Here is an 18,465-nt window from a genome sequence, read left to right on the forward strand (position 1 = left end):
TCTTTCCTCCATCACTCGAGTTCGTGTTTTCCCTAGGATGTTAACTTGAGGCTTAATCTTTCGCCTGTTGCGATGGGTGTTTATCAGGGCTGTGGTTTGTCGGCTTTATTACTGAAGTTTTTGAATCGTAAATCTTCTTCTACGGTAACGGTAAGCTTGAGTGGTTTGCCATTACGCAGTACAGAGACGGAAACCTTAGTGCCAGGTTTTGCTTCCGCTATGGCGTCCATCGCTGAGCGAACCCCTTCCAGGGCCTTATTATCTAGTTTGGTCAGAATATCTCCGGTCTGTAACCCCGCTTTGGCTCCTGGACCATTTGGGTCGAGATTTTCAATCACCAAGCCGCGCAGTTCTCCCAGATTCATCAGTCGGGCCGTCACCGGATCCACATCTACCGTCGATATGCCTACATAGCCGCGAGACACCCTGCCATTAGCGATGAGCTCGAGCATGATGCGGTGGGCCAACTGGTAGGGGATGGCGAAGCTGATACCCGCAGAGCTATCGGCATTATTCAGCTGATACGATGCGGCATTAATGCCGACCAGTTCCCCGTTAGTATTGACCAGCGCACCACCGGAGTTTCCTGAGTTGATGGCGGCGTCCGTTTGTAATAGATCCTGGCGTCCATTGCTGTCAGGACCCATGGTGCTGAGGCCTATGCGACCCGTGGCGCTGATGATGCCCTGGGTAATGGTTTGTCCTACGTTATAGGGGTTGCCTATGGCGAGAGCCACATCCCCGACCTGGGGGGCTTGCGACTCATTCTGGGGCATGACGGGAAGGGAGTCGGCTTTGATGACCAGCACGGCTAGATCGGTGGGCAGATCGGCGCCTACCAGCTCACCGGTAAAGAGCCGACCATCCTGCAGTGCCACTATGATCTGATCAGCATTGGCGATGACATGATAGTTGGTCAGTATATGTCCCTTCTCAGTCATGATGACCCCAGAGCCGAGGCTTTGGGGTCGTAACTCAGACGTTTGGGTCAGATTAGATTTTTGGAAACTGCGGGTATAGATATTGACCACAGCCGGACCAGCCAGACGGGCAGCCTTGGCATAGCTTAGCGGTGCCTGAGTACGTTGGGGTTGTGATTCGCTGGATGGTGAAATACGCAGGTCAGGGAATAGCAATAGCATGGTGGCGGCAACACCGGCACCTAAGAGTACTGACTTCGTCAGATAAGTTAAGGAGAGCGGTCGTTTCATGTTGTGTTTTCACCAGGCTTTAATAGGCCCAGAATACCACATCATACCTGTTAATGCGTGACGACCTGCGGCAGGGCCTGCCGCAGGTCGAGTCATGGTCTAGCGCAGGACGAGGTACAGGGAAGTACTGCCTCGTTTGATGTTAAGCGCCAGCACATCTTGGGATCCCTTGATGGCTTTGCTTAACTCATTCAGGTTAGCCGTGCGCAGTCGGTTCACTCCGACAATCACATCCCCCTTGCGTAAACCTACGGCCGCGGCGGGTGAACGAGCTTCAATCTCTTTCACTTCGACGCCAGCAGGCTGCACATTGGCTCCAGTATTGCCGAGTTGAGCACCGCGCAGGGCAGGGTGTAAGGTTGTCGCCTTGACTTCCCCAGCCTCCGCTTGCATCAGCGTAACTTTAGCGGTTTGCTCTTTGCCATCGCGGATGATGCCTAAATCCACCATTTTGCCTGCGCCCATGGTCGCAACTTTGGCGCGTAACTCGCCGAAGGAGCGAACATTATTACCGTTGATGCTGATTATGATGTCACCAGCCTTGATGCCGGCCTTGTCGGCAGCAGAGCCGGGCATGACTTGGCTGACAAAGGCGCCATTTTGCTTGTCATAACCAAAGGCTTTGGCCAGGTCCGTGGTGAGCTCACCGCCCATGATGCCCAGGACACCGCGACGGACTTCACCAAACTTGATGATCTGCTCTATCAAGTCCTTGACCATGTTGGAGGGAATGGCGAACCCAATACCAATATTACCGCCGTTAGGGCCAAGGATGGCGGTGTTGATACCGATCAACTCACCTTTCAGGTCGAGCAGGGCGCCGCCTGAGTTACCGGAGTTAATGGCCGCATCTGTTTGGATAAAGTTCTCCAGATTTTCGATGTTCAGGCCGCTACGGCCTAAGGCACTGACAATCCCTGACGTAACTGTTTGCCCCAGGCCAAAGGGGTTACCGATGGCGATGGTAAAGTCACCGACTCTGAGTTTATCGGAGTCGGCTAACTTGATAGCCGTGAGTTTATCGGCCTTGATCTGCAGCAGGGCTATGTCAGATTGCTGGTCTTCGCCCACTTTCTTGGCGACAAATTCACGCCCATCTTTCAAGGTGACTTTGATCTCATCGGCTTCCTGGATCACATGGGAGTTGGTGATCACATAGCCTTTATCGGCATCTAGGATGACACCCGAGCCCAAGGCCTGGAAGGGCTGCTCCTGTACCTGCTCGGGAGGCATATCAGGGCCGAAGAAGAAGCGGAACTGTTCAGGTATAGCTTGGCGGGTAACTTTCTTACCGGATACCGAGATATTCACCACGGCTGGGGTTACCTGTTCAAGAACCGGCGCCAGACTGGGGAGTTGTTGGCCATCAACGGCCAAAGGCAAGGCTGCTTGTACTGGGATAGAGGATAAGGCGAGACCCATGCTTAAGGCTATGGTGCTCAGGATCATGCGAGGTAAACGGATCATCAATTACAACTCCTAATAAAAGCCAGTAATCAAAACTTCACTACATTATGACTATCGGTTGTAAAAAATAGTTCCTAGCCCAGTTTATTTTGATCATTCAGCAGGCCGGAGCGCTCTCCTGAATAATCGAGAGGCTGAGTCTCAGGGACTGCTTCTACGCTGTTCATCAGGTTACTGTCGGTGGGTTCAGTACGAAACGCGCTCTGTTGCGGAGCCAGTTTCTGGCTTTGGTCACTCATGTGCTGAAACAGGCGCTGATACTGTTCGTCAAATTGTTCCATCATGACGGAGGTACTGGCGAAGTGGTCTGCCATTTCCCGTTTGTACAGTTCCAACTCCTTGCGATTCTTGGTGAGCTCTTTGTGTAACTTGGCGGCATCACCAGCCCGAGAAGTAGCGCGCCCAGCCACAAAGCCGAGAATGACGCCGATCAGCACAAAGAGAATGGTTGTGAATTCAGTCATGACTGCACCTTTGTATATACATGGCTATAAGTTGAAGACCTGCTAACTATACCTGCAGGAATGGCAGCAGGGTACTGTCTCACCGCAGACGCGCTCAATTGCTCACAACAAAAGACGGGGATTTTCTGTTGATGAGGGCCAATTGCGCTTTTATATGCTCTTGAACGCATGAATACCTTGCCAGAGTGTGCTTTTATTCGTCAAAATATTGCGCCTTCCGATGTAGGGGCATCTGCATCTGGAGGTGGGCTGGGCGACTTGCAAATTTCATGGGCAATGAAATCTGCAGGTGATTTCTTGGGCGACTTCACTTATAATCGCCCAGCCCACGTTACAGGCCGCCGATTTGGCGGTACTAGCAATCGCGATCTGACTTGTATTCGAAGGGATACGGGTGGTCTTTAATTTGTTATGTGCGGCATGAGCCGAGCATAATGTCATCTTTCAAACAGTAATTTGGGTTAACTGTAATGAAAACTTTCGTTGCCAAGCCAGAAACCGTAAAGCGTGACTGGTACGTTGTGGACGCCGAGGGTAAGACCCTGGGGCGCATTGCCACCGAGATTGCCAGCCGTCTGCGCGGTAAGCACAAGCCGGAATACACTCCTCACGTAGATACTGGCGATTACATCGTCGTTATCAACGCAGAGAAGGTTGCCGTTACCGGCAAGAAAGCTTCCGACAAGATGTACTACTCTCACTCCGGTTTCCCGGGTGGTATCAAGTCCATCAGCTTCGAGAAGTTGATCGACCGCAAGCCTGAGATGGTTATCGAAGCTGCTGTTAAAGGCATGCTGCCGAAGGGCCCGCTGGGTCGCGCCATGTTCCGTAAGCTGAAAGTTTACGCTGGTGGCGAGCACAACCACGCTGCTCAACAACCTCAAGTTTTGGACATCTAATTCGGGATCTGGCAAATGGCAGAAAATCAATACTACGGTACTGGCCGTCGCAAAAGCTCAACCGCTCGCGTGTTCGTAAAGCCAGGCAAGGGTAACATTGTTATCAACAAGCGCTCTCTGGAAGAGTACTTCGGTCGTCCTACTGCCCGCATGGTAGTTCGTCAGCCGTTGGAACTGGTTGAGATGACTGAAAAGCTGGATCTGTTCATCACCGTTGCTGGTGGTGGCATCTCCGGTCAAGCTGGTGCCATCCGTCATGGTATCACCCGCGCCCTGATGGAATACGACGAGAGCCTGCGTCCGATCCTGCGTAAGGCTGGCTTTGTTACTCGTGATGCCCGTAAGGTTGAACGTAAGAAAGTCGGTCTGCACAAGGCGCGTAAGCGTCCTCAGTACTCCAAGCGTTAATACCCCTTGGGTATACAAAAACCCGGCCCTATGGCCGGGTTTTTCTTTGGTTCATCGCTCACTCCCTTATTCACTTCGTTTCAGTTTCCGTCGCAAGCCTGTACATCAGTTTTTCACATGGTTAAGCAGGTTACAGGGGTGAATGCAATTGATTCTGCTGGAAATGGCGAATTAAATGACGAAGATTATGATCAAGCGTCTCGAGATCTGGTAGACTTACCGTCCTATTCTGTGGGCCGCAGCTCTATATCAGGGCCCTCACTATAATTCTGGCAATGCAGGCTGAGGCTTCCGTTGCTTTTCTGTTGTTCGTAAATGGAGGGGTCGATGGCTTTCGCTGCCAATAAACGCTCTATCATGACTCTATTTTCCGGGGCTAACGATATGTTCAGCCATCAGGTGCGTATCGTGCTGGCCGAAAAAGGGGTTAGCGTAGATATTTGCCAAGTTGATGTGAACAATCTGCCGGAAGAGCTGTTGGAGTTAAACCCCTATGCTTCCGTGCCAACCTTGGTTGACCGCGATCTGGTGCTCTACACTTCCCGCATCATCATGGAATATCTGGATGAACGTTTTCCTCATCCACCATTGATGCCTGTCTATCCGGTGGCTCGTGGTAACAGTCGCCTGATGATGCATCGTATCGAACTGGATTGGTATTCACTGGTTGCCAAGATTGTGGCCAATGGTGCTGATGCCGATGGCGCTCGCAAGGAGTTGCGGGAAAGTCTGCTGGCCATAGCGCCGATCTTCAACGAGTACCCTTACTTCATGAGTGAAGAGTTTAGCCAAGTTGACTGCTTCATGGCTCCGCTGTTGTGGCGTCTGCCGCAGCTGGGAATTGAGCTCAGCGGCAAGGGGGCGAAAGAGCTGAAGGGCTATATGACTCGCCTGTTTGAACGGGACTCCTTCCAGGCTTCGCTGACGGATGTCGAGCGTGAACTGCGGCATGGTATCTAGTCATGGCTCTTGATATGACCCCGAGTCGCCCTTACCTGTTGCGCGCCTTTTACGATTGGCTGCTGGATAATGAGATGACGCCCCATCTGCTGGTCAACGCTTCGTTGCCTCATGTGCGGGTGCCCCAGCAGTTTGTCCGTGATGGTCAGATAGTGTTGAATATCGCGCCGCAGGCGGTGATGGCCTACACACAGGACAATGAGGCAATTAGCTTCAGTGCTCGTTTTGGTGGTACACCCTTCCAGGTGTATGTCCCCATGGCTGCCGTTGTGGCTATCCATGCTCGCGAGAATGGTGTCGGCACCTTCTTCCCCGCGGAGGAAGCATATGCGGCGTGGGAGGAGGCTGGGTCGGCTTTAGCCGATGAGGTTGAAGGCGAGGCTTCGGTGCAGCCAGAGCCTGATCCTGCGCGTCCGGTCGGACGTCCCACTTTGCGGGTCATCAAGTAGCATAAAAAAACGGCGCCTCGGCGCCGTTTTCCATGGTCTCATTGCCCCATCAATATTTGATCACCTCATCAGCGGTTCCACCCATCTGTACATCGCCAGCAGAGGTCGCATTGCTGGCTGCGTTGCTCTCTGTGCTGATGGCGGGTGTGCTGCTAGCTGACCCGGATGAGCTGTCGCCCTGCACATACTCCAGCACCTTGACTACCTTCTTGACACCAGAGACATGTCTGGCGATGTTGATGGCCTTATCGGCCTCGCTGCGCGTTACTAACCCCATCAAGAATACTTCACCATTCTCGGTGACCACCTTGAAGCGGGTGCTATCCACACCCTTGGTGGTCAGCATCTGGGATTTGATCTTGGAGGTGATCCATGCATCCGCGCTCTGTACATCAAAGGGTATGGGCTTACGGATGCGCAGTTCATTGTAGACATGTCGCACCCCTCCCACTTTGGCGACCAACTGTTCGCTCTCTCGCTTGAATTGATCATAGGGTGTTTGACCAACCAGTAACACCATACCGTTCATGCTAGTTGCACTGATGCGGCTGGCTTTGGTGATGTCCTTGCGTTCAGTAATGACATTCGCAGCTTTCAGTTCAATATTCTGGTCATCGATAACAGAGCCAAAAGTCCGTCTATCATTGGCTACAACGGCTGTTGTGGCGGCGCCAGCGACAACTAGACCGGCACATCCATGCAACAGGGGAAGGGTGGCCAGTAGGCTCCATAACAGCTGTTTCTTCATGCAGGCTAGCTCCGATTATTGAGGGAACAGAGTGCGATCGATGAGATCGCACAGGCATTGGAGGCAAAGTAGATTGACCTCCAGGATACGTGAGATATTGGCTGAGGGGACGCGAACCTCCACGTCACTGGGGCCCAGCAGCCCGGCGATTTCCCCACCATCTCCCCCTGTCAGGGCTATGATGGTCATGTCCCGGCTCAGTGCCGCTTCCGCCGCTTTGATGAGCACCCGATTATTGCCATCGCCGGCCAGGACCAGCAATATGTCGCCCCGCTGTCCGAGGGCGCGGATCTGCTTGGCGTAAGCCTCATCGAAGCCACAATCGGCGGCTACTGCGCTGATGAGGCTGCTGTCTGCATTCAGTGCCAGCGCCGGCAGGGCGGGACGCTCAGTCTCGAAGCGATGAACCAGTTGGCTGACAAATAACTGCGCCAGTGCCGCCCCAGGCCCACTGCCACAAGCCAGTATCTTGTTGCCATTTAACAGACAGATGGTGAGCATCTGGGCTGCGGTCTGAATATCGTTCGGCAGGGCCTCGGCGGCTGCGATCTTGGTCTGGATACTCTCGGTGAAATTTACTTTGATGCGATCCAACTTAGCTCCCCTGAAAGGCGTTGATATACCATTGGCACTGCTCTGAGCCTTCATAGGCTACCACATCGAAGCGACAGGCTTGTTGTGACTCGTTGAAACCGTGAGTTTGCAGATAGTGGCTGGCCGTCATGCGAATTTTTTGTTGTTTGGTTCGGGTCACCGATGCCGCTGCTCCGCCGTAGCTCCTCCCGGCGCGAAAACGTACCTCCACGAACACCAGATAGTCATCCTGCTGCATGATGAGATCGATCTCACCGCCCCGGCAGCGGTAGTTGCGGGCAACCAGGCGCAGCCCCTGGTTTTGCAGAAACCGTAGGGCTGCGTCTTCATACTCGGCCCCTTTAGGGCTGAATAGTGGCTGTAGCAGCAGAGGCAGGCGCATTGGTTGCTGAGGTGCTGTTCTGGTAGGTCACCCAGCTCAGGTTGCGCACTATGCCTCCGGTGGGCGCTATGCTCAACTCCCCGGTCAGACCGGGCTGCTGTTGGTTGGGATCGGCGCGTAACTCGGATAGGTGTGGTACCAGTCGCGCCGCATCATAGCCCATGGCAAAGAAACGTAGCAGGTCATTATTCATCTGCGGCCACAGGGCGGTCACCTTATTGCGCAGCTCTGATTGTTTATCCAGCATCCAGGGCATGTCGCCAATCTGCATGCCGATAACATTTTGCCCCACACCCGGGTTATTCAGGCCGGGATTCCCTTTGGCGCCCAGATAGTAGGTGGGCGGCTCAGCAAAGGGACTCTGGCTGATGTCCAGAAACGATTTGATGATGCCGGCCTCCAGGGGCGAGGCATACAAATAGATGGCATCCACATCTTGGCGGTTAAAGGGTTGGGCGAAGACTTTCTGGCCCAGGGTGCGTTGCAGGGAGTCGATGCGTTGCTGGCTGGATGATACACCCATGGCTTGGCTGAGTACGGCCTGCAGGCTTTGGCGATCGGTGAATCGCGCAACCAGTGGTTGGGTGTCATGGGTCTGTTGCCAACGGCTGGTGAAGCCATCCACTACGCGCTGGCCCTGCGCGCCTTGCGGCGCCAAGATCAGGGGGAGACGCTTGTTATCCTGGCTGATCTTCAGGGCGGCCTGTTCGGCATCGGCGGCGGGGGAGAGTGCAAAGTAGAAGAGCGACGGGCTGTTGGGCGTGCCATTGGGTTCATTCAAGGCCAGAACCGGCAGCACAGGCTTGAGGCTGAGTAGCGATTCAACCTGCTCCTTGATCAAGGGGCCGACTATCATCTCGGCGCCATCGGCCTGGGCTTGCTGATACAGAGTCGGCATGGTCTGGCTGGCACTGTCATAGAAACGCATGTCGCCTTGCAGTCCCGCATCCTTGTAGCCGGTCAACAAACCGTTGCGCAGAGCGTCACCATGAGCGGCCAGATTGCCGCTCAGTGGAATGAATACCGCTATCTTGCCAGGCATGCCTGAGGGTGATACGGGGGTTTTCCCCTCTATGGGGGTACTTGGCAAGGTGGCAAATAGGGCGCTGGCGGGGTGGTTTGGATACTGCTTTTGCCACTGCAGGAATTGTGCCTGGAACTTAGCCTGGTCACTGCCGCTGCTCAGGCGTAGGCCCGCCAGGGCTAACCAACCGCGATAGGTATCACTGTTCGCCTTGGCTTTTTCTTGTTGCAGTGTCGCGCCATCCAGCCCGCTCAGTAGTGTCCACACCGCCTCGGAATTGTGCTTGAGGGCGTCGCCTTGCAGGAAGCGGCTTTGGGATACATAAGCCTGGCAGGCTGGTAGAGCAGAGCCTTGTTGTGCCAGTGCATCACCTTGCAGGCCATAGTAAATGGCGACGGCATCGCTGGAGAGGGGGCGCAGGTCAATCTTGCTCAAGCGACTCAAGGCTTCGGCATACTGCCCTTGTTTATTCAGCAATAGGGCCGCAACCAGCTGCTGTTCATGTTTTTGCCGTGGCGTATAGGCTTCCTTCGCCAATTGCTGCTGGATGGCGCTGGCTTGTTGCAGATCGCCCTTGGCGATCAGGCTGCGTGCCGCCAGGATTTCCCAACTGAAACGGTAAGCCGCATCAGTTTGGGCCAACTGCGCCAGATACCAATCCGGTTGCTGTTTCAACTCGGAAAAGGCGCTGGGCGGTAGCTCTTTGCCTACCTGCGATTCATCAGGCGTACTTGCGCAGGCCGACAGCAGCAGAGCAAGCAAAAACAGACGCAAGAACTGTGATACGCTAAAAAGCTTATTATGCAGAGACAAAGTATTTCCCCGACCGCAGTGTGGTGTGGTGCATAGTGTAATCGGGTCAATTTTCCGACACAATTGTTAGGCGAGAAGAAGCGATGCAATCTACCCCTTGTTTATACATAGTTCCAACTCCGATAGGTAATTTGAGTGACATTACTCAGCGAGCCATTGAGGTATTGGGCATGGTGGATGTGGTTGCGGCCGAAGATACCCGTCACTCGGGTATTTTGCTCCATCATCTGCAGATCAAGGCGTCGTTCTTTGCGCTGCACGATCATAATGAACAACAGCGTGCCGATGCGCTCATTGCCAAGGTGCAACAGGGGCAATCGGTGGCCTTGATCTCGGATGCCGGCACTCCGCTCATCAGCGACCCGGGTTACCATCTGGTGACCCGTTGTCGAGAGGCTGGGGTGAAGGTCGTACCTTTGCCTGGCCCCTGCGCCGCTATCACAGCCCTGAGCGCTGCCGGCTTGCCTACCGATCGTTTTGCCTTCGAAGGGTTTCTGCCCGCCAAGGAGAAGGCGCGGGATGACAAGCTGACCGAGCTACTGGACGACCCCCGGACTCTGGTGTTCTATGAATCGCCTCGTCGCTTGCTGGATACCATGAGTGCCATTGCCCGACTCTATGGTGAGCGTCAAGTGGTGGTGGCGCGCGAACTGACCAAAACCTTTGAGACGATTCACTCACTACCCGCCGGGGCCATGTGTGAGTGGCTGGCCGCGGATGAAAACCGCTGCCGTGGCGAGATAGTCCTGATGCTGGCTGGCGCCAGGCCGGATGCCGATGCACTTCCCAGCGAGGCGTTACGTACCTTGGCGCTGCTGCAAAAGGAGTTGCCGCTCAAGCGTGCAGCGGCCTTAGCCGCAGAAATTCATGGCGTGAAGAAGAATGCGCTCTATAAATATGCCCTGGAGCAGGCTTCTATTTGCGCTGATCCGGAGTAGGCCCTATAATCCGCCACGGAGTTGGCCAGGCAGTCGCCGCTTTGTCGTTGTGTCTTCGGGCAGACGGGCAAGGGGGAGGAAAGTCCGGGCTCCATAGGGCAGGGTGCCAGGTAACGCCTGGGAGGCGTGAGCCTACGACCAGTGCAACAGAGAGCAAACCGCCGATGGCCCGCAAGGGATCAGGTAAGGGTGAAAGGGTGCGGTAAGAGCGCACCGCGCGACTGGTAACAGTTCGTGGCACGGTAAACTCCACCCGGAGCAAGACCAAATAGGCCCCTATTGGCGCGGCCCGCGTTGGGGGCGGGTAGGTTGCTTGAGCCAGTGAGCGATTGCTGGCCTAGAGGAATGGCTGCCACCGAGGCAACTCGGAACAGAACCCGGCTTATATAGTGCCAACTCCCTCGATTCAAAAAAAACACCGGCTTCGGCCGGTATTTTTTTGGCTGTTTGCTAGAGAGCGAGCGGTTAATCGCGCAAGGCGAAGATGAAAAGCCAGATTAGAACAATTGCTCGCCACCTGGCCGGGGATCAATAACGCGAAGCCGCTCGCAAAATAGAAAATTCTGCATAACTGAATACTCTGCTGAAAAATAAGTCTCTTTTCGTGTCATCACCCTAGGAGCACCAGATATATCGCGGCTTGGCGCAGGTTGCTCCCTTGCAATGCGGGGGCCCCATCCTTACACTCTAGCGTGGATAAAAGTGGTTAATTGTGGAATAAAGTAGATTAGCAGGTAGGTAAATCTCATGTTACGTGGTGCTCATGCCATCACCCTGGATTCCAAGGGGCGACTGGCGCTACCAACCAAGTATCGAGATTGGCTTCGCGATGAGAGCGAGGGCCAGCTGATCTGCACCATAGATATCACCCATCCTTGCCTGCTCCTCTATCCATTACCAGAGTGGGAGGCGATTGAAAAAAAACTTAGGGCTCTTTCGACTATGGATCCGCTGGAGCGACGCCTGCAGCGCTTGTTGTTGGGTCATGCCAGTGAATGCGAACTCGATGGCAATGGACGTTTCCTATTGCCGGCCCCTCTGCGCCAACATGCCAAGCTGGACAAGCAGGTGATGTTGGTTGGGCAGCTGAACAAATTCGAGATATGGAGCGATGCCGCCTGGTTGGCTCAGGTCGACGAGGATCTTGGCGCCTTGCCAGATATGGACTGGTCGCAGTCAGACACTTTACGGGATTTCTCTCTCTAGCTATGGAACAGACTTTCAGTCATGTCACAGTGTTGCTGCATGAAGCCGTTGATGCACTGGCGCTCAAGCCTAACGGCATTTATGTGGATGGCACCTTTGGCCGCGGTGGTCATTCGCGCCTGATCCTCTCCCGTCTCGGTGCGGAGGGGCGCCTGCTGGGCATAGATCGGGACCCCCTGGCCATAGCCGAAGCCCGAACGATTAACGACCCGCGTTTTGAAATCATTCCCGGTGCTTTCTCCGGTTTGGCCGATTACCTGAGCGAACGGGGTCTGGCCGGCAAGGTGGATGGTTTGCTGCTGGATTTGGGGGTGTCATCACCCCAGTTGGATGATGCCGAACGGGGCTTCAGTTTTCAAAAAGATGGTCCTCTGGATATGCGCATGGACCCTACCTCCGGACTCAGCGCCGCAGCGTGGTTGGCCAAGGCGGATGCCGACGACATCGCCTGGGTGCTCAAGGAGTTTGGTGAAGAGCGCTTTGCCAAGAAAATTGCCCGCGCCATAGTCCACGATCGAGTGGAGCGTCCATTCGTGCGAACACGTCAGTTGGCCGAATTAATTGCGCGCCTGATCCCGACCCGTGAGAAGAATAAGCATCCGGCGACCCGCAGTTTTCAGGCAATCCGCATCTATATCAATTCCGAGCTGGAAGAGGTGGAGCGCGCGCTGCATGGCGCATTAAAGGTCTTGGCGCCGCAGGGTCGACTGGTGGTCATCAGCTTTCACTCGCTGGAGGATCGCATCGTTAAGCAGTTTATCCGCAAGCAGGAGAAGGGGCCGGAAGTGCCACATGGCCTGCCGTTGACGGAAGCTCAGCTAGCGGGAGGTCGCACCCTGAAGAGTATCAGTAAGGCCCAGAAACCCTCCGAGGCCGAGATTGAAGCAAATCCACGCTCCCGCAGTTCGGTATTGCGGGTGGCCGAGCGATTGGAGAGTTAAGCCATGGAGACGCGGGTCAATCTGGCATTGGAGATACTGCAGGATCTGGGGCGCCACAAATTTCAGATCCTGCTTGCCCTGGCCATACTGGGGTCGGCCATGACGACCATAGTGGTAACGAATGAGACTCGACTGCTGACCATTGCCCTCAATGAGATGATGGATGGTCGCGACAAACTGGATATTGAGTGGCGCCATTTGCTGTTAGAGCAAAATGCGCTGGCCGAGCACTCCCGAGTCAGTGATATCGCCAAGAGCAAGCTGCTGATGGCGCGTCCGGCTCCTCTAACGGAAAAGATTATTAACCAGCCATGAGTGTAAAACGCAAAGCCAACAAGAAAACCGAGTTCAGCATTCCCCAGTGGCGTTTTTTTACGGTACTGGGATTCATTTTGCTGGGTTTTCTCGGTTTGGTTGCCAGAACGGCCTGGATCCAGGTCATTCAGCCGGATCGTCTACGTCTGGAGGGCGATCTGCGCTCCTTGCGCACCACAGCGGATGCCACCGGGCGTGGCATGGTGACCGATCGCAATGGCGAGCAACTGGCGGTCTCCGTGCCCGTGCAGGCGGTGTGGGCCGATCCCAAGACGGTTCATGACAGTGGTGCTCTGGATAACAGCAAAGCCTGGCAGGCCTTGGCTGAGGTGTTGGGGCTGGATATCAAGGAGTTGACGTCGCGCATCGCCGATCCGCGACGCCGCTTTGTCTACTTACAGCGTCAGATCACCCCCTCTGTGGCCGAATATATTGGCAAGTTACGCTTGCCTGGTGTCTACCTGCGCCGGGAGAGTCGCCGTTACTACCCCAGTGGTGAGATCAGTGCTCACATAGTCGGCATGACCAACATAGATGGTAGTGGCATCGAAGGGGTGGAGCGCAGCTTCAACGAGTGGCTCACCGGTGTGCCAGCCGAGCGCAAGGTGCGCAAGGATCGCCAGGGGCGTGTCATCGAAAATATCGGTGTGGTGAAAGAGGGCAAGAAGGCCAACGACCTGATGCTCAGCATAGATCAGCGTCTACAGTCCCTGGCGTATCGCTCGCTCAAATATGCAACCGAGGTGAACAAGGCCACCTCCGGCTCCCTGGTACTGCTAGATGTGGTTACCGGGGAGGTGCTGGCCATGGTGAATACCCCCTCCTACAACCCGAACAATCGAGGCCAGTACCAAGGCTTCCGGGCTCGTAACCGGACCGTGACCGATACCTATGAGCCTGGTTCGACGGTGAAACCTCTGGTCGCCGTCAGTGCTCTGGAGCATGGCGTCACCAACTGGAGCGAGGTGTTTGATACCCGCCCCTTTAACATTGGGGGCAAGCGGGTTACCGATAGCCATCGTATGGCGCAAGGGGCCCTGGGTGACATTCTCAAATTCTCTTCAAACATAGGTATGGCACACATCGCCTTACGTATGCCGGCGCAACAAATACTGGATACCTTGAGTCAGTTTGGCTTGGGTTCGGACTCCGGTACGGGGCTGATGGGCGAAAGCTCTGGCATGTTACCCATTCGTCGTCGCTGGTCAGACATAGAGCGTGCCACCCTGGGCTTTGGTTATGGCCTGCGTGTGACACCGCTACAGCTGGCTTCGGCCTATGCCACGCTCGCCAACAAGGGGGTGCGCAAACCGGTATCGATCCTGAAGGTCACTGAGCCGCCGCAAGGTGAGCAGGTGGTGTCACGCAAGGATGCCGAGGCTGTGATGTTGCAGCTGGAGTCAGTGGTCGAGCAGGGGGGAACCGGGACCAAGGCCGAGGTGCCTGGATATCGGGTGGCCGGTAAGACAGGGACTGCCAAGGTCGCGATAGCCGGGGGTTATGGTAAGGATTATGTGGGGGCGTTTGCCGGTTTTGCACCAGTCTCGAATCCCCGCTTTGCCATGGTGGTGATCATCAACGAGCCCCATGGCAGTGCTTATTATGGCGGTATGGTCGCGGGCCCCGCCTTTGCCGAGGTGATGGCCGGAGCGCTGCAGCTTTACAATGTGCCGCCAGATGCACCGCAGACCCTGAGTGCAGCCAAACCCCAAGTCAATCTGGTGCGCCAGGAGGTTAAAGTTGTCCCTCACACTTGATCGGTTACTCGCACCGCTGGGCATCATGGCTCCTGCTGTGGCCCTGGGTGAGATGCAGTTGGATAGTCGGGCAGTGCAGCCTGGTGATCTGTTTATTGCCCTGAAGGGGCATGCGGTCGATGGCCGCAGCTACATTCCGGCCGCCATCCAGCAAGGAGCGGCTGCCGTTCTCTATGAAGCGGATGAAACCTTTATCGCCGATGTGGCGCAGCCTGTTCCCCTGTTTGCCATCGCCGATTTACCCGCCCGTCTCTCTGAACTGGCGGGGCGTTTCTATGGTGAGCCAGGTAAGCAGCTGCAACTGGTGGGCGTAACCGGCACCAATGGCAAGAGCACCACGACCCAGTTAATCGCTAACTGGCGTGCTTTGCTGGGTGGCACGGCCGGGGTGTTAGGCACCCTGGGTAATGGTTTGTTCGGTCATCTGACGCCCTGCGCCAATACCACGGCCAGCGCGGTGGAGATCCAGCGTGAGCTGGCGCGGCAACAGCAACAGGGCGCCGATCTGGTGGCCATGGAGGTCTCCTCCCATGGTCTAGTGCAACATAGAGTCTCGGCCTTACCCTTTGCCGTGGCGGCCTTTACCAACCTGAGTCGTGACCATCTGGATTATCACGGCACAATGGACGAGTATGCCGCCGCCAAGCGACGGCTGTTCACTCTGTTGCCTGCCGCATCGTGCGTCTTCAACGCCGATGACCCGGTCGCTCAGCAGTGGTTAGCCGAATTACCCAATGCCGTGGCCTACAGCCAGACTCGCTCCCTCACGCATCTACCCGGTCGTTATCTCTTTGCCGACCAGGCGCAGTTCCACGATCGTGGATTTTCAGCCGAAATTACCTCCTCCTGGGGAATGGGTGTATTATCCGCCCCTTTGCTTGGCGCCTTCAATGTGGCCAACATCCTGGCCGCGTTGGCTTGTCTGCTGGTGCTGGGCTATGACCTGAAGGCCCTGTTGGCCGCAGCCCCTCGGTTGCAGTCGGTCACCGGGCGTATGGAGTGCTTTGGTGGTGGCGACAAGCCCCTGCTGGTGGTGGATTACGCCCATACCCCGGATGGCCTGGAGCAGGCGTTGTTGGCGGCTCGTCAGCATTGTCTCGGTCGACTCTGGTGTTTGGTGGGGTGTGGTGGCGATCGTGACCGAGGCAAGCGCCCCATGATGGCCGCCATTGCCGAGCGGTTAGCGGATCGTTTCATCCTCACGGATGACAACCCCAGGACCGAGGCGCCAGAACAGATAGTGGCCGATATGTTGGCTGGGTTGGCTGCGCCGCAATTGGCCTTGATTGAACATCAACGGGAGGCGGCCATCCGTCGAGCGTTGAGTGAGGCCCAAGCCGGCGATCTCATCCTGATCGCCGGCAAGGGACACGAAGAGTATCAGATAGTGGGTAAGCAGAAGTTGATGTATAGCGATCGCGATACCGTGGTTCGACTCCTGGAGGTTGGCGCATGATCCCGCTTTCACTCCAGGAAATAGCCAATGCGCTGGATGCCACCCTATTGGGTGAGGATAGGCTCATTGAGGCCGTAACGACCGATAGTCGGCAGATAGCCCCTGGCGCGCTGTTTGTGGCCATCAAGGGGGAGCGGTTTGATGCTCACCACTTCTGTGCCGAGGTGGTGGCCAACGGCGCTGGAGCCCTGTTGGTCAGTGAGCCCCAGCCCCTGGCTTGTCCTCAATTGCTGGTCAACGATACCCGTTATGCGCTGGGCCAACTCGGGGCGCTCGTTCGTTCCCGTTTGCAACCCAAGGTGGTGGCAATCACGGGTAGCTGTGGCAAGACCACGGTCAAAGAGATGTGTGCCACGATTCTCAGTCTGCGCGGCCCGGTGCTGGCAACGCAAGGTAACCTGAATAACGAGATTGGCGTTCCCTTGACCCTGCTGCGATTGACTCCTGAGCATGCGTTTGCGGTCATGGAGCTGGGAGCCAATCATCCGGGTGAAATCGCCTGGACCACGTCGCTGGTGAAGCCGGATGTGGCGCTGATCAACAACGTGGCGGCGGCTCATCTGGAGGGCTTTGGCTCGCTACAGGGCGTGGCGCTGGCCAAGTCGGAGATTTTTACCGGGCTGGGTGAGCAGGGGATGGCCATAGTCAATGCCGACAGTGAGTTCTTTGGCTTCTGGCAGGCCGATCTCGAGCCCAACATGCACAGCTTCGGCATTGAGAACAGTGCCGCAGACTTCTTTGCTCGAGATATTCGTTGCGACGCGTTGGCGCGTTGCAGTTTCACCATGGTGACGCCCGTGGGTGAGGTGGATATCACCCTGCCGCTGCCTGGGCGGCATAATGTGGCCAATGCTCTGGCGGCGGCGGCCCTGGCTCAGGCCCTGGACACAGGCCTGATGACCATCAAGCGTGGCCTGGAGTCGTTGCAACCGGTCAAGGGGCGGCTCTGTCTGCAGGAGTTGTCTGGCCTGACCCTGATCGATGATACCTACAATGCCAGTGTACAGTCTGTGCTGGCGGCTATTGATATGCTGGCGACACTGCCCGGTTTTCGGGTGCTGGTTTTTGGCGACATGGGTGAGTTAGGGCAGGAGGCGGAAGCCTTGCATCGTGACGTGGGCGTGCACGCTAAAGCGGCGGGACTCGATGCCGTCTTTACCGTCGGTCGCTTGGCCGAGCATGCCGCCCAGGCCGCGGGTGGTCAGCACTTCGCCGATAAGGCTGCGCTGTTTGCTGCCTTGGCTCCGTTGCTGAGCCGCCCGGAACATCTCACTCTTCTGGCTAAGGGGGCTCGCAGCTCCCGGATGGAAGAGGTTATCGAATTTGTGAAAAACAGCAAGGAGCAGGCATGTTAGTCTGGCTGGCGGAATATCTGACGCCCTATTTCTCTCTCTTTAACGTGGTCTCTTACCTGACCTTCCGCGCCATCATGTCTATTTTGACGGGGCTGGGTTTTGCGTTGTGGATTGGTCCGCATCTGATCCGCCGTCTGCAGTTGCTGCAGATTGGTCAAGTGGTGCGTAACGATGGACCTGAGTCCCACTTCAGCAAGCGCGGCACGCCGACCATGGGGGGCCTGCTGATCCTTTCCTCCATCCTGGTGTCGGTGCTGCTCTGGGCGCGGCTCAACAACCCCTATGTTTGGGTCATGCTGTTTGTGCTGGTGGCGTATGGGGTGATTGGTTTTGTCGATGATTACCGTAAGGTGATCCGAAAAAACAGCAAGGGCTTGATCGCGCGCTGGAAGTATTTCTGGCAGTCAGCAGTGGCACTGGCCGTGGGCATCTATCTCTTCTGGTCAGCCGGTTCGGCTGCAGAGACCACGCTGGTCGTCCCCTTCTTCAAGAACCTGATGCCTGAACTGGGGCTGCTATTCATTCCCCTCTGCTATCTGGTGATTGTCGGCTCCTCCAATGCGGTGAATCTGACCGATGGTCTAGATGGCCTCGCCATCATGCCGACTGTCATGGTGGCGGCGGGTTTGGCGTTGGTGGCTTGGGCTACCGGTAACGTTAATTTCGCCAACTATCTGCATATTCCCTATGTGGTGCATGCCTCTGAGCTGGTGGTGGTCTGTACCGCCATAGTCGGTGCCGGATTGGGCTTTCTCTGGTTTAACACCTATCCGGCCCAAGTGTTCATGGGGGATGTCGGCTCGCTATCGCTGGGCGCGGTATTGGGGGCGATTGCCGTGCTCATCCGTCAGGAGTTCCTGCTGGTGATCATGGGGGGCATCTTCGTGCTGGAGACGGTTTCCGTCATCCTGCAGGTGGGGTCATATAAATTACGGGGCCAGCGTATTTTCCGCATGGCACCCATTCATCATCACTATGAGCTGAAGGGGTGGCCTGAGCCTCGGGTCATAGTGCGGTTCTGGATCATCACCCTGGTGCTGGTATTGCTGGGGCTGGTGACGTTGAAGTTGAGATAAGG

General features: G+C 55.9%; 18 protein-coding genes, 1 other RNA gene and 1 pseudogene. 13 read left to right on the forward strand and 7 right to left on the reverse strand.

The window, feature by feature from the left end; translation table 11 throughout:
* Nucleotides 1-83 precede the first annotated feature (83 nt).
* From degS to ACZYTD_RS16225, 3 genes are all read right to left on the reverse strand, one after another.
* The gene (degS, locus tag ACZYTD_RS16215; protein WP_463893612.1) at nucleotides 84-1,211 is read right to left on the reverse strand and encodes an outer membrane-stress sensor serine endopeptidase DegS; all 1,128 of its coding nucleotides are present in this window, start codon (nucleotides 1,209-1,211) and stop codon (nucleotides 84-86) included.
* A 99-nt stretch (nucleotides 1,212-1,310) separates the two neighbouring features.
* Nucleotides 1,311-2,678: a Do family serine endopeptidase gene (locus tag ACZYTD_RS16220; protein WP_463893613.1), complete on the reverse strand. Its 1,368-nt coding sequence runs from the start codon at nucleotides 2,676-2,678 to the stop codon at nucleotides 1,311-1,313.
* Between the two features lie 74 nt (nucleotides 2,679-2,752).
* A complete protein-coding gene (locus ACZYTD_RS16225; RefSeq protein ID WP_463893614.1) occupies nucleotides 2,753-3,142 on the reverse strand; it encodes a Z-ring associated ZapG family protein in 390 nt (129 codons plus the stop codon).
* Between the two features lie 470 nt (nucleotides 3,143-3,612).
* Between ACZYTD_RS16225 and rplM the strand changes: the two genes are divergently transcribed.
* The 4 genes from rplM (at nucleotide 3,613) to ACZYTD_RS16245 (ending at nucleotide 5,858) form a co-directional block, all read left to right on the forward strand.
* Entirely contained in the window at nucleotides 3,613-4,041 is a 429-nt protein-coding gene (rplM, locus tag ACZYTD_RS16230) for a 50S ribosomal protein L13 (RefSeq protein WP_460881517.1), read from the forward strand.
* A 15-nt stretch (nucleotides 4,042-4,056) separates the two neighbouring features.
* On the forward strand, nucleotides 4,057-4,449 hold the full coding sequence (gene rpsI, locus ACZYTD_RS16235; RefSeq protein ID WP_463893615.1) for a 30S ribosomal protein S9: 393 nt from the start codon (nucleotides 4,057-4,059) through the stop codon (nucleotides 4,447-4,449).
* A gap of 327 nt (nucleotides 4,450-4,776) precedes the next feature.
* On the forward strand, nucleotides 4,777-5,409 hold the full coding sequence (sspA, locus tag ACZYTD_RS16240; protein ID WP_463893616.1) for a stringent starvation protein SspA: 633 nt from the start codon (nucleotides 4,777-4,779) through the stop codon (nucleotides 5,407-5,409).
* A 14-nt stretch (nucleotides 5,410-5,423) separates the two neighbouring features.
* Entirely contained in the window at nucleotides 5,424-5,858 is a 435-nt protein-coding gene (locus ACZYTD_RS16245) for a ClpXP protease specificity-enhancing factor (protein WP_463893686.1), read from the forward strand.
* Nucleotides 5,859-6,036: 178 nt separating this feature from the next.
* On the opposite strand, the pseudogene dolP reads toward ACZYTD_RS16245, so the two are convergent.
* The 4 genes and pseudogenes from dolP to ACZYTD_RS16265 form a co-directional block, all read right to left on the reverse strand.
* Nucleotides 6,037-6,606: pseudogene (dolP, locus tag ACZYTD_RS16250) on the reverse strand (division/outer membrane stress-associated lipid-binding lipoprotein); the annotation flags it as partial.
* Nucleotides 6,607-6,621: 15 nt separating this feature from the next.
* Nucleotides 6,622-7,200, reverse strand: a complete 579-nt coding sequence (locus tag ACZYTD_RS16255) for an SIS domain-containing protein (protein ID WP_463893618.1) — start codon at nucleotides 7,198-7,200, stop codon at nucleotides 6,622-6,624.
* Between the two features lies 1 nt (nucleotide 7,201).
* A complete protein-coding gene (locus ACZYTD_RS16260; RefSeq protein WP_463893620.1) occupies nucleotides 7,202-7,582 on the reverse strand; it encodes a YraN family protein in 381 nt (126 codons plus the stop codon).
* Nucleotides 7,542-9,419, reverse strand: coding sequence for a penicillin-binding protein activator (locus ACZYTD_RS16265; protein WP_463893621.1), 1,878 nt, complete (start codon nucleotides 9,417-9,419; stop codon nucleotides 7,542-7,544). Before ACZYTD_RS16265 ends, ACZYTD_RS16260 begins: the two co-directional genes overlap by 41 nt.
* Nucleotides 9,420-9,502: 83 nt before the next feature.
* On the opposite strand from ACZYTD_RS16265, the gene rsmI reads away from it, so the two are divergent.
* The 9 genes from rsmI (at nucleotide 9,503) to mraY (ending at nucleotide 18,463) form a co-directional block, all read left to right on the forward strand.
* Nucleotides 9,503-10,357, forward strand: coding sequence for a 16S rRNA (cytidine(1402)-2'-O)-methyltransferase (gene rsmI / locus ACZYTD_RS16270; RefSeq protein WP_463893623.1), 855 nt, complete (start codon nucleotides 9,503-9,505; stop codon nucleotides 10,355-10,357).
* A gap of 17 nt (nucleotides 10,358-10,374) precedes the next feature.
* An RNA gene (gene rnpB, locus ACZYTD_RS16275) (RNase P RNA component class A) lies at nucleotides 10,375-10,761 on the forward strand.
* 343 nt (nucleotides 10,762-11,104) lie between these two features.
* Complete coding sequence (gene mraZ / locus ACZYTD_RS16280) at nucleotides 11,105-11,563, forward strand: division/cell wall cluster transcriptional repressor MraZ (RefSeq protein ID WP_463893625.1); 459 nt, start codon at nucleotides 11,105-11,107, stop codon at nucleotides 11,561-11,563.
* 2 nt (nucleotides 11,564-11,565) lie between these two features.
* A complete protein-coding gene (gene rsmH, locus ACZYTD_RS16285; protein WP_463893627.1) occupies nucleotides 11,566-12,504 on the forward strand; it encodes a 16S rRNA (cytosine(1402)-N(4))-methyltransferase RsmH in 939 nt (312 codons plus the stop codon).
* 3 nt (nucleotides 12,505-12,507) lie between these two features.
* Nucleotides 12,508-12,819 (forward strand): cell division protein FtsL, encoded by a 312-nt coding sequence (ftsL, locus tag ACZYTD_RS16290; RefSeq protein ID WP_463893629.1) that lies wholly within the window; start codon nucleotides 12,508-12,510, stop codon nucleotides 12,817-12,819.
* A complete protein-coding gene (locus ACZYTD_RS16295) occupies nucleotides 12,816-14,576 on the forward strand; it encodes a penicillin-binding transpeptidase domain-containing protein (RefSeq protein WP_463893631.1) in 1,761 nt (586 codons plus the stop codon). Before ftsL ends, ACZYTD_RS16295 begins: the two co-directional genes overlap by 4 nt.
* A gap of 25 nt (nucleotides 14,577-14,601) precedes the next feature.
* The gene (murE, locus tag ACZYTD_RS16300; RefSeq protein WP_463893688.1) at nucleotides 14,602-16,032 is read left to right on the forward strand and encodes a UDP-N-acetylmuramoyl-L-alanyl-D-glutamate--2,6-diaminopimelate ligase; all 1,431 of its coding nucleotides are present in this window, start codon (nucleotides 14,602-14,604) and stop codon (nucleotides 16,030-16,032) included.
* A complete protein-coding gene (gene murF, locus ACZYTD_RS16305) occupies nucleotides 16,029-17,387 on the forward strand; it encodes a UDP-N-acetylmuramoyl-tripeptide--D-alanyl-D-alanine ligase (RefSeq protein WP_463893633.1) in 1,359 nt (452 codons plus the stop codon). The genes murE and murF overlap by 4 nt, the downstream gene beginning before the upstream one ends.
* Complete coding sequence (gene mraY, locus ACZYTD_RS16310) at nucleotides 17,381-18,463, forward strand: phospho-N-acetylmuramoyl-pentapeptide-transferase (RefSeq protein WP_463893635.1); 1,083 nt, start codon at nucleotides 17,381-17,383, stop codon at nucleotides 18,461-18,463. Before murF ends, mraY begins: the two co-directional genes overlap by 7 nt.
* Nucleotides 18,464-18,465: the final 2 nt, after the last annotated feature.

It is taken from the genome of Pseudaeromonas sp. HNCC25DJ180 (assembly GCF_055413345.1).

Coding starts and splice junctions, on each gene's coding strand:
- rpsI (WP_463893615.1), top strand. CDS start 4,057: ATGGCAGAAAATCAATACTACGGTACTGGCCGTCGCAAAAGCTCAACC.
- mraZ (WP_463893625.1), top strand. CDS start 11,105: ATGTTACGTGGTGCTCATGCCATCACCCTGGATTCCAAGGGGCGACTG.
- ACZYTD_RS16295 (WP_463893631.1), top strand. CDS start 12,816: ATGAGTGTAAAACGCAAAGCCAACAAGAAAACCGAGTTCAGCATTCCC.
- rsmI (WP_463893623.1), top strand. CDS start 9,503: ATGCAATCTACCCCTTGTTTATACATAGTTCCAACTCCGATAGGTAAT.
- murF (WP_463893633.1), top strand. CDS start 16,029: ATGATCCCGCTTTCACTCCAGGAAATAGCCAATGCGCTGGATGCCACC.
- ftsL (WP_463893629.1), top strand. CDS start 12,508: ATGGAGACGCGGGTCAATCTGGCATTGGAGATACTGCAGGATCTGGGG.
- sspA (WP_463893616.1), top strand. CDS start 4,777: ATGGCTTTCGCTGCCAATAAACGCTCTATCATGACTCTATTTTCCGGG.
- ACZYTD_RS16220 (WP_463893613.1), bottom strand. CDS start 2,678: ATGATCCGTTTACCTCGCATGATCCTGAGCACCATAGCCTTAAGCATG.
- murE (WP_463893688.1), top strand. CDS start 14,602: ATGGCTCCTGCTGTGGCCCTGGGTGAGATGCAGTTGGATAGTCGGGCA.
- ACZYTD_RS16225 (WP_463893614.1), bottom strand. CDS start 3,142: ATGACTGAATTCACAACCATTCTCTTTGTGCTGATCGGCGTCATTCTC.
- rplM (WP_460881517.1), top strand. CDS start 3,613: ATGAAAACTTTCGTTGCCAAGCCAGAAACCGTAAAGCGTGACTGGTAC.
- degS (WP_463893612.1), bottom strand. CDS start 1,211: ATGAAACGACCGCTCTCCTTAACTTATCTGACGAAGTCAGTACTCTTA.
- mraY (WP_463893635.1), top strand. CDS start 17,381: ATGTTAGTCTGGCTGGCGGAATATCTGACGCCCTATTTCTCTCTCTTT.
- rsmH (WP_463893627.1), top strand. CDS start 11,566: ATGGAACAGACTTTCAGTCATGTCACAGTGTTGCTGCATGAAGCCGTT.
- ACZYTD_RS16245 (WP_463893686.1), top strand. CDS start 5,424: ATGACCCCGAGTCGCCCTTACCTGTTGCGCGCCTTTTACGATTGGCTG.
- ACZYTD_RS16260 (WP_463893620.1), bottom strand. CDS start 7,582: ATGCGCCTGCCTCTGCTGCTACAGCCACTATTCAGCCCTAAAGGGGCC.